Below are 10,525 nucleotides of genomic sequence, written 5' to 3' on the forward strand. Positions count from 1 at the left end.
CGGGTAGGTATCGTTGTCCCCAAAGGTAAAAAGGATGGCATTCGGCGCGCAGCTGTTCAGGTAGTCTTCGGCCATGGCCAAAGCGGCGGTTTTATGGCTACGGTCGTGGTCGTCCCATTCGCGTATAGCCATCAGGACCGGTATGGACATACAAAGCGCCGCGGCGAGCCAGCGACGCTTCAGCCACCGTTGCACCAGCAGCACGCCGAGTCCGATCCACACCGCAAACGCGTAAAAGCTCCCGGTATAGGCATAGTCCCTTTCGCGAGGCTGGTTCCCCGGTTGGTTGATATACAGCACAATCGCGATACCGGTGAAGAAAAACAACACCCCGTTCACGATCCAGTCCCGGCGCCCGCGGCGGTATTGCGCGACAAAACCCAACAACCCCAGGATGAGCGGCAGCCCATACAGGGGGTTATAGGCCTTGTTACCCCAACGGACACTGTCGGGGAGTCGGGATTGGTCGCCCCATAAGAGCCGGTCTATAAAAGAAACGCCGGTGACGCAGTTCCCATCCCGCGGATTACCATAGCACTGGAGGTCGTTCTGCCGGCCGATAAAGTTCCAGCCGAAATACCGCCCGTACATCAGGCCCATCTGGTACGTCACGAACCAGTTGAGGTTATCCCACTCCGTGGGCGCGCGTTCGTAAAAATCCCGGCCCGTCTGCGGGTCGTGGAGCTTGGCGATACCCAGCCATTCGGCGTAGTAGTCGGCGTATTCCCCCTCGGTGCTCCAGACGCGGGAGAACAGCATCTTGTCCGCGGCGTCGTATGCCACGTGCGTACGTTTGCCGGTGACGACGTATTTCTTCTCCCCCTTGGCGTATTGATCCCCGTCGGTCACCCAGTGCCCCTCCGCGGTGAATTTCTGGCCATAGATCAGCGGGAAGTCCCCATACTGGTCGCGGCCCAGGTACCCCGCCAGGCTGATGGGGTTGTCTACGTTGTACATGTCTACCGCCGGGTCGGCATTGGACCGCTCCAGCGTGGTGATATAAGAGGAGTAGCCGATCAGCAGGAAGGTCAGGCACCAGAGGCCCAGGGTCAGGAACTTCCACCGCGACAGGCGCAACCCGAAAAAAATACCCACCGACAGCAGAAAATAAAAACACGCAAAACCCGAGAAGAATGGCCATCCCAGCTTGTTCACGAAAAAGACGTCGAGGTCGCTCGCCCAAAACACCGTTTTCTGGATGACCACGATCTGCACGAATCCCGTCAGCGCGCAACCCACGAGAAAAGCCAGCGCCGTTCCCCGCCAGGTCACGGGATATTTCCGGAAATAGTAGACCATCACGACCGACGGGATGGTCAGCAGGCTGAGCAGGTGCACGCCCACGCTCAAACCGATCAGAAAGAACAACAGCACGATCCAGCGGTCTGCCCCGGGTTTGTCGGCCGCGTTTTCCCATTTCAGTATGATCCAGAACACCAGCGCTGTAAAAAACCCCGACATCCCGTACACCTCGGCTTCCACCGCCGAAAACCAGAACGAGTCGGAAAAAGTATAGGCCAGCGCGCCCACCGCGCCCGCGGCCATGATGGTGAATATTTCATCCCGGGACAGCTGGTCCACGGGCTTGTGGTACATCTTACGGGCAAAATGCGTGATGGTCCAGAACAGAAACAGGATCGCCAGGCCACTCCCCATGGCGCTCAGCGTATTGACGCCCAAGGCGGGGTTGAGGGGAGACAGCAGGATGCTCAGCCTGCCCAGCAGGATAAACAGCGGCGCTCCCGGCGGGTGCGGGATTTGCACGTGCATCGCCGAGGCAATGAATTCCCCGCAGTCCCAAAAGCTCCCCGTGGCTTCACGGGTAAGGAGGTAAACGGTACAGGCGATAAGGCCGACGATCCAGCCCGTGAGGTTGTTGGCTTTGCGAAAGTGCATACGCGGCAAACGTAATAAAAAATGCGCTACCCCAGCGCCTCGTCACGCATGGACAGGCGCGCCCCCTCCAGGCGCTCGTACAGAACCGCCAGGGGCGCTAGCATCGTCTGCGGCAAACCGCTGCCCGGTTCCTCCGCAAATACCTGCGACGGCTCCTTGGCGTTAAAGCGCAACCGCTCGGTCATCTGGTCGTGGCGCGTCAGCGGCGTATCCGTTTCACGGGCGATGCGTTCGACGATCGGGAGGATCCCCTCGCTATAGTTGACCAGCCGCGCCAGCGGATCGACGGCGGCGATGTCGAGGAAGCGTTCCATATAGCGCCCGAGGACCATGGCCATATAGGCGTCGAGGTCCGTCGTCGCCGGCGGCTCCCCGCCGATGATATCCTGTTCGATGATCCCCGGCACGCTTTGCATCCCCCGGCGTTTCCGGTGGGAATACAACACGGCCGACGGTTCCCGGTACAATAAATAAAAGAGTGTTTCGGGATATAAGGCGCGCAGGTAAGGATAAAAAAACACGTGCCAGCTATCCGTCTTTACCCACAACCGCGTCTCGGTCCCATTCCTTTGCTGGCCATAGAAGGCAAAGGCCGCGCGCAAAGCCCCGACCAGGTCCGGTAGCGCAGCGCCGCGGTGGGCGGCGCGCAACAGGTCGTCTATAAAGGGCACTTCGGCGAGGGCGATATGAGCGGGGTCCATCCCCAGCAGCTGCGCCGCCAGCGTGGACCCGCAACGCGATACGTGGAAGATGAAGGCCGAGGGCGGCACCGATGGAAGCGCGGGCGCCCATTCCATCATGGAATCGACGCTGCCCAGGACGGCAAAGGAATGGCGGTTCTCCGGCCGGTTACGGCAGATATTCAATGTCTCGTCAAAAAACGGGTCGGTGAACGGCACATCCGCCGCGTCCAGCCAGCGGCAAAGCCATTCGTCATCCCGGCGGACCAGGGCGGTGGGTATCCAGTTGCGGAGACCGGCCGCCAGCTCCGCCGGCGGCATCCGCCGGTTGACCATGCCCCGTTCGACCAGGGCCTTTACTTCAGTCGTCACCGGTCCGTCGATGACCAGGTGGATGCGGTCCCCCGGGCCCGGGTTGGCGACCCGGTGCGGGAGGTTGGCGTTGACATACCAGCATTCCCCCGGACCCATCGGCACCCGCTGGCCGTCGATCACGAATTCGACTGCGGGGTGGGTGATGAGGGGGAAGTGGAGGCGTATTTCCCCCTGTTCGTAGCTCAGGTCGAGGTCCCGGTGCTCCTTGATGTACGCCCCGGCCTCCAGCCTGAGGAGGCGCACCGCCCACAACGGGAATGGTAAGGAGTCCAGAAAAGCGCGCAGCCGGGGCATATGCCCCATCAACGGCGTGTCCGCCCAACTGGACCCGTCCAGGGCGTCCGCTACGACGTGGTCCGGGTTCCCCCCGGGGGACCTCAGGGATAACACGGTCCAGTTTCCCTGGTAGTGCGCGGTGTTGAGGTGGGCCTTCCAGGCGTTCGGCAGGGCAATGATTTCCGCCTGTATGTCGGACAGGGGCAGGGTTACAGGCAAACGGGCAAAACGAATCGGGGCAGGCATCGACGGTGAGGGTATTTGTATGACTCTTTAAATGTACGCTTCTTTGGGGGTTATGTGGTTGCAGGAAGGTCGGATTTCTTACGTCGCCGGGGGCGGGCGCGGTATGGCCGCGCATCTTTTTCTTTGTCACTATTACCCCTTGGGGTATGGGGCGGACAGGCTGTCCCATAGTTTGGTCCGTTTTAAAATGGGCCTCGCACCGGATGTCGGGGCCTGGACTTCGGCAGCATTGTCGACGCTGGGTGGCTTGGCGCCGGGAACACTCGTGGTCCGGGCATTGCATCACCAGGAGTTGTGCTCCACCGGCCGGCGACCTTTGGATGCCTTGGGTGAGGCGATTGCGCGACGCTCCGGCGGCCGTTACGACGCGGGCCTCCTGGCTAAACGCCGGGTTACGCGCACGTGTCGCGAGATGCTCACGAAGGCCGAGCGCATCGCCGAGCTCAAGGGCGTATATTATTGGTGGGGTGGCAATCCCGGCCGCTGGGGACAAAGGGTGTTGATCCTCGACGACATCGTCACAACGGGCGCGACGGCGTCGGCCATCCTGGAGGTCGTGCACGAGGCGCTGCCGGAGGCGAAGCTGATGGTGTTTTCGCTGGCGCGGGCGAGTCCCGACAAGACGTTGAACATGGCGCTCATGAAAGAGGGACTGTGACAGGGCGCGGCGCCTCCGCCGCGCGGTGATTTTGTTTTGCCGCGCGGCATTTTTTGCTTTAGCTTTAAGCGCTTTTTCAACCTGATCGACATGCACAAAAAACTTCGTCTCGGAATGATCGGCGGCGGGCAGGGCGCTTTTATCGGCGCGGTTCACCGGATTGCGGCGCGTATGGATGATATGTATGAGCTGGTATGCGGCGCCTTTAGCAGCGACCCGGAACGCTCAAAAACGAGCGGCGCCGCGTTGGGGCTGGACCCCACGCGTTGCTACGGCTCTTACCGGGAACTATTCGAAAAGGAAGCGGCCCTGCCGGAAGACCGCAGGGTCCAGGTCATCAGCATCGTCACCCCCAACCACGTACACTTTGAACCGGCCCGGCTGGCGCTCGAAAATGGGATGCACGTCATCCTCGACAAGCCCATGACGTTTTCGCTGGCCGAGGCGCAGGAGCTGGATCGGATCGTCAAGTCCGGCGGGAAGCGTTTTTGTCTGACCCATACGTATACCGGTTACCCCATGGTCAAGGAAGCGCGGCAGCTCGTGGCCTCCGGTAAGCTGGGCAAGATCCGCAAGGTCTACGTTGAATATCCGCAAGGCTGGCTGAGCCGCGACGAGGAAAGCGGGGGCAACAAACAGGCGGCCTGGCGCACCGACCCTCACCAGAGCGGTATCGCCGGTTGCATGGGGGACATCGGGACGCACGCCTTCAACCTCGCGGAATACGTCAGCGGGTTGCAGGTTTCCCAGCTCAACGCGGACATACAAACCATCGTCCCGGGCAGGAAGCTCGATGACGACGGCTCCATCCTGCTCCGTTTCAAGGGCGGCGCCAGCGGCGTTTTGTTTGCTACCCAGGTGGCGGCCGGCGAAGAAAACAACATCCGTATCCGCGTCTATGGCGAAAACGGCGGCCTGGAGTGGCAACAGGAAGACTGCAATTCGCTTGTGGTCAAATGGCTGGGCCGTCCGAGTGAAATATACCGCACCGCCGAAGCCTACACGAGCAGCTTCGCGCGCCACAACACGCGCACCCCGGGCGGACACCCCGAGGGCTACCTGGAGGCCTTTGCCAACCTCTACCGGAACGTCGCCGAGTGCATCGTGGCCGATATGGAGGGGCGCACGCCTTCCCCCGAATCACTGGACTATCCCGGTACCGCCGAGGGCGTGCGCGGGATGGCCTTTATCGAGCACGCCATCGCTTCCGGCCGCTCCGACCAAAAATGGATCCCTTTCAACATTCAATAATTTCTTGCCATGCGAACCATTAAAGGACCCGCCATCTTCCTGGCCCAATTCATCGGCGACCAACCGCCCTTTGACAGCCTGGACGGTATTTGCGCCTGGGCAAAAGGCCTGGGATATAAGGGTATACAACTCCCGACGAACGACGCCCGTTTTATCGACCTCCAAAAGGCCGCCGAGAGCAAGACCTACGCCGAAGAATTAAAGGGACGGGTGGCCGCGCACGGCCTGGAGATCACCGAGCTGTCCACGCACCTGCAGGGACAGCTGGTAGCGGTCCATCCCGCCTATGATGCCCTTTTCGACGGATTTGCGCCGGCGCAGGTCCACGGTGATCCCAAGGCCCGCACCGAATGGGCGGTCCAGCAACTGCGCTACGCCGCGCGCGCTTCCCGTCACCTGGGTCTGAGCGCGCACGTGACCTTCAGCGGCTCTTTCCTGTGGCCCATGGTGTATCCCTGGCCGCAGCGGCCCGCGGGTCTGGTGGAAGAGGGCTTCAAGGAGCTCGGCAACCGCTGGGTACCCATCCTCAACAAATTCGACGAGGAAGGCGTCGACCTTTGTTATGAAATACACCCCGGCGAAGACCTCCACGACGGCGTGACCTACGAGCGTTTTCTCGATGAAGTAAAAGATCACCCCCGCGCGTGCCTGCTCTACGATCCGTCGCACTTCGTCCTGCAGTGCCTGGACTACCTGCAGTTTATCGACATCTACCACGAGCGTATAAAGATGTTCCACGTCAAGGACGCGGAATTCAACCCCACCGGACGCCAGGGCGTGTACGGGGGCTATTCCGCCTGGATCGACCGCGCCGGCCGCTTCAGGTCGCTGGGCGACGGACAGGTCGACTTCAAATCCATCTTCAGCAAAATGGCGCAATACGATTTTCCGGGCTGGGCCGTGCTGGAATGGGAGTGCGCGCTCAAGCATCCGGAGGACGGGGCCCGCGAGGGCGCGCGTTTTATCGCGGATCACATCATCCATGTAACCGATAAGGCATTTGACGATTTCGCGTCGAGCGGTATCGATGCGGCGGCGAACAGGCGAATCCTGGGTATCTGAGTTGTGCAATGGTTTGCGCACGTTGGCGCGCACGTGGGTGAGACGATTTTTTCCTTACATTTAGCTCCCCTTAATCGTACAATCATGGCTGACAATGAATTTGACGCGATAGTCGTAGGCTCCGGTATCAGCGGAGGCTGGGCGGCTAAAGAACTCACAGAGAAGGGACTAACGGTGCTGCTGCTGGAACGTGGACGGAACATCGAACACGTAAAAGACTATGTGAACGCTACCAAGAATCCCTGGGACTTCCCACACAGAGGGAGCAAGACCCAACAAATGGAGAAGGATTACCCGGTGCTCAACCGGGACTACCCGCTCAGCGAACAAAACCTGGAGTACTGGACCAACGAAAAAGAATCGCCCTTTACGGAAGTAAAGCGGTTCGACTGGTTCCGCGGTTATCACGTCGGCGGCCGTTCGCTCATGTGGGGGCGTCAAAGCTATCGCTGGAGCGACTTCGATTTCGAAGCCAACGCCAAGGACGGGATCGGCATCGACTGGCCGGTCCGGTACCGCGACATTGCCCCCTGGTATGACCACGTGGAGCAGTTCGCAGGGATCAGCGGGTCGAAGGAAGGCCTGCCCCAGCTGCCCGACGGTCAATTCCTGCCGCCGATGGAGCTGAACGTGGTGGAGAAGGACCTGTCGGCCCGTCTCAAAACTTATTATAAGGACTCCCGTCATATGATTATCGGCCGCACGGCCAACATCACGGTGCCCCATGGGGGCCGGACGAACTGCCAGTACCGTAACAAATGCGCCCTGGGTTGTCCCTTCGGCGGTTACTTCAGCACCCAGTCGTCGACGCTGCCCGCGGCCATGGCCACCGGGAAGCTGACTCTCCGTCCCTGGTCGATCGTGACCCAGGTTCTCTACGACAAAGACAAGAAACGCGCTATCGGCGTGGAAGTCCTGGACGCCGAAAACAACAAGACCTACCAGTACAAATCGAAGATCGTTTTCCTGAACGCCTCCACCATCAATACCGCCTGGTTGCTGATGAACTCCGCCACCGACATATGGCCCGACGGACTGGGATCGAGCAGCGGGGAGCTGGGACACAACATCATGGACCACCACTTGGGCGTCGGTGCATCAGGCGTCGTGGACGGATATGAGGATAAATACTATTTCGGCCGCCGCGCCAACGGCATCTATATCCCGCGTTTCCGGAACCTTTTTGGCGACAAGCGCGACTATATCCGTGGCTTTGGATACCAGGGCGGAGCCAGCCGGGAGGGTTGGAAGCGCGAGATCGCGGAGCTGACCATCGGCGCCGATCTGAAAGAGGCGCTGTCAGAACCGGGCGGCTGGAGCATGGGCATGGGCGGTTTTGGCGAAACGCTGCCCTACCATGAGAACAAGATGACGCTGGACAAGACCAAAAAGGATAAATGGGGTCTCAACGTGCCGTCGATAGATGCGGGTCTTCGGGACAACGAGTTCAAGATGCGCAAGGACATGCAGCAGGACGCCATAGAAATGCTCCAGGCGGTGGGTGTCAAGGACGTCAAGGGACACGACGACAATGCCGTGCTCGGCCGCGGTATCCACGAGATGGGCACCTGCCGGATGGGGAACGACCCGAAAACGTCCGTCCTCAACAAGTGGAACCAGGTTTGGGACGCGCCGAACGTTTTCGTCACCGACGGTTCGTTCATGACCTCCTCCAACTGTGTCAACCCTTCCCTGTCTTATATGGCCTTCACGGCCCGCGCCGCCAACCACGCGGTCGAGGAGCTCAAAAAAGGTAACCTTTAAAAAAAGCGCCATGCAAAGAAGAGACGTGTTAAAAATGGTTGCCGTCCTGACGGGCGGCGCTGTGGTCGGTGCGGAAGCCTTTTTGTCGGGTTGTAAGACACCGGCGCGTAAAGAAGGACTTTTTTATGATACCGACGTAGCCCTGATGGACGAGATAGGCGAGACCATCCTGCCCGCCACCCCCGGCGTACCGGGAGCGAAGGAGGCCAGGATCGGGGAGTTCATGAAAGTCATCGTCACGGATTGTTATACCCCCGAGGATCAGGATACCTTTACCAAAGGGCTTGCCGTGCTCCGCGACAAGAAATTCATGGACCTCGACGCGGCTGGCCGCCACGACCTGCTCGTCGGCCTGGACAAGGAGTCGCGCGACCCGAAATACGACGACGACAAGCACAAGCACTATTTCAAGCTGATGAAGCAGCTGACGGTCTGGGGATTCTATTCCTCCGAGGTCGGGGCGACAAAGGCGGCGCGTTATGTCGAGACGCCCGGGCACTACGACGGGAACCTGCCGTACAAGAAGGGCGACCGCGTTTGGGCGACATAGGGCCCCCGGCCCGCAGCTGTCGCGGCCCCCGCCCGCGGTCGAGGGGTATTTGAAACTACGAATCGAACAAACTTGTTATGAACGGATCCATCCGCGCAAAGCTTTCCGCCATGATGTTCCTGGAGTTTTTTATCTGGGGCGCGTGGTTCGTTACCCTTGGCACTTTTTTAGGCGCTAACCTGCACGCCACCGGGGTGCAGATCGGGTCCGCCTTCTCCACCCAGTCCTGGGGCGCCATCATCGCGCCATTTATCATTGGTCTGATCGCCGACCGCTACTTCAACGCGGAGCGCATTTTGGGGGTATTGCACCTGGTCGGGGCCGTCCTGATGTATATGTGTTACAAATCCGGGGCATTTGGGGGATTCTATCCCTGCCTGCTCGTGTATATGATCTTGTACATGCCTACGCTGGCGCTGGTCAATTCGGTGTCGTTCAATCAAATGAAAAGTTCCGAAAAGGAATTCGGGAGCATCCGGGTGTGGGGCACGATCGGTTGGATCGTGGCGGGGTTGCTGATCAGCTATCTGTTTCATTGGGATAGCACCGAAGGCCTGGCGGCCGGGATGTTGAAAAATACCTTCCTGATGACGGCCATCGCATCGCTGGTCCTCGGGCTGTTCAGCTTCGCACTTCCCAAAACCCCTCCCCGCTTCAACCGCCACGAAAAGGTCAGCGTCGGTTCAATGCTGGGGCTGGACGCCCTGAAGCTGTTCAAGGACCGGAACTACGTCGTTTTCTTTATCGCCTCCGTGCTGATCTGTATCCCCCTCGCTTTCTACTATCAGAACGCCAACCCCTTCCTGGCGGCCATCCACCTGGCCAACCCCACCGGTAAGATGACTTTCGGGCAAATGTCCGAGGTGCTCTTTATGTTGTTGCTACCGGTTTTCTTCGCGCGCTTTGGTTTGAAAAAGACCCTGCTGATCGCCATGGGCGCCTGGGCGGTCCGTTACCTGTTGTTTGCCCACGGTAACGCGGGCGATGGAGCCTGGATGCTGATCGCGGGAATTGCGTTGCATGGCGTCTGCTACGATTTCTTTTTTGTCACCGGTCAGATATACACCGATACGCAAGCCGGGGAAAGGTATAAAAGCGCCGCCCAGGGCCTGATCACGCTGGCTACATATGGCGCCGGGATGGCTGTGGGCTTCTTCGTAGCGGGCATCGTGACCGACAAGGCGACGCTCCCGGACGGTACCACCGACTGGCAGCACGTCTGGATGATCCCCGCGATCTTCGCGGCCGCCGTGCTCGTGCTGTTCGCCATCTTCTTCCGCGGTAAGCGCGCTGCGAAGGCCGCCGTGTAAGGTTTGGGCGCCGGGGCGCTACATAGGAAGCTGTTTTTGCGTATATTATGCCCTAAATTACTTGCTATGTCTGCTGCCATACAGCGCAACAAACTCTTTGCGGCCAGCTGTCTCGCCCTGCTGGTAACCTCCCTGAGCTTTGGTATCCGTGCCGGTATTCTGAATGAGCTGGGCGTCCGGTTCCACCTCGATGCGTCCCAGCTCGGCACCATTGCCGCCACGGCCTTCTGGGGATTTCCGCTGGCGGTCATCGTCGGCGGGTTCATCGTCGACATCATCGGGATGAAGAAGCTGCTGGTCGGCGCCTTCATTTTCCACCTCGTGGGGATCGCGATGACGATCTTTGCCACGGGTTATTGGACCTTGTTCCTGTCGACCCTGCTGATCGGGATCGCCAACGGGACCGTCGAAGCGGCCTGTAACCCGCTGGTGGCCTCACTTTTTCCGGACAACAAGA

The 10,525-nt window shown here is 59.9% G+C and carries 9 protein-coding genes; 7 read left to right on the forward strand and 2 right to left on the reverse strand.

Going from position 1 to position 10,525, the window contains the following annotated elements:
- Positions 1 to 1,896: DUF2723 domain-containing protein (locus tag VL547_RS21645; RefSeq protein ID WP_325581919.1), on the reverse strand; the 1,896-nt coding region annotated here is incomplete at its 3' end.
- 26 nt (positions 1,897 to 1,922) lie between these two features.
- Entirely contained in the window at positions 1,923 to 3,473 is a 1,551-nt protein-coding gene (locus VL547_RS21650; protein WP_325581921.1) for an aspartyl/asparaginyl beta-hydroxylase domain-containing protein, read from the reverse strand.
- Between the two features lie 52 nt (positions 3,474 to 3,525).
- Between VL547_RS21650 and VL547_RS21655 the strand changes: the two genes are divergently transcribed.
- The 7 genes from VL547_RS21655 to VL547_RS21685 all read left to right on the forward strand — a co-directional run.
- On the forward strand, positions 3,526 to 4,131 hold the full coding sequence (locus tag VL547_RS21655; RefSeq protein ID WP_325581923.1) for a hypothetical protein: 606 nt from the start codon (positions 3,526 to 3,528) through the stop codon (positions 4,129 to 4,131).
- Between the two features lie 90 nt (positions 4,132 to 4,221).
- The gene (locus VL547_RS21660) at positions 4,222 to 5,382 is read left to right on the forward strand and encodes a Gfo/Idh/MocA family oxidoreductase (RefSeq protein WP_325581925.1); all 1,161 of its coding nucleotides are present in this window, start codon (positions 4,222 to 4,224) and stop codon (positions 5,380 to 5,382) included.
- A 9-nt stretch (positions 5,383 to 5,391) separates the two neighbouring features.
- Positions 5,392 to 6,444: a sugar phosphate isomerase/epimerase gene (locus VL547_RS21665; RefSeq protein ID WP_325581927.1), complete on the forward strand. Its 1,053-nt coding sequence runs from the start codon at positions 5,392 to 5,394 to the stop codon at positions 6,442 to 6,444.
- Between the two features lie 84 nt (positions 6,445 to 6,528).
- On the forward strand, positions 6,529 to 8,208 hold the full coding sequence (locus VL547_RS21670) for a GMC family oxidoreductase (protein WP_325581929.1): 1,680 nt from the start codon (positions 6,529 to 6,531) through the stop codon (positions 8,206 to 8,208).
- A gap of 10 nt (positions 8,209 to 8,218) precedes the next feature.
- Complete coding sequence (locus VL547_RS21675; protein WP_325581931.1) at positions 8,219 to 8,758, forward strand: gluconate 2-dehydrogenase subunit 3 family protein; 540 nt, start codon at positions 8,219 to 8,221, stop codon at positions 8,756 to 8,758.
- Between the two features lie 77 nt (positions 8,759 to 8,835).
- Complete coding sequence (locus VL547_RS21680; RefSeq protein WP_325581933.1) at positions 8,836 to 10,068, forward strand: nucleoside permease; 1,233 nt, start codon at positions 8,836 to 8,838, stop codon at positions 10,066 to 10,068.
- Positions 10,069 to 10,134: 66 nt separating this feature from the next.
- Positions 10,135 to 10,525: MFS transporter (locus VL547_RS21685; RefSeq protein WP_325581936.1), on the forward strand; the 391-nt coding region annotated here is incomplete at its 3' end.

This window comes from Dinghuibacter sp., from assembly GCF_035492835.1.
Taxonomy (GTDB): domain Bacteria; phylum Bacteroidota; class Bacteroidia; order Chitinophagales; family Chitinophagaceae; genus Dinghuibacter.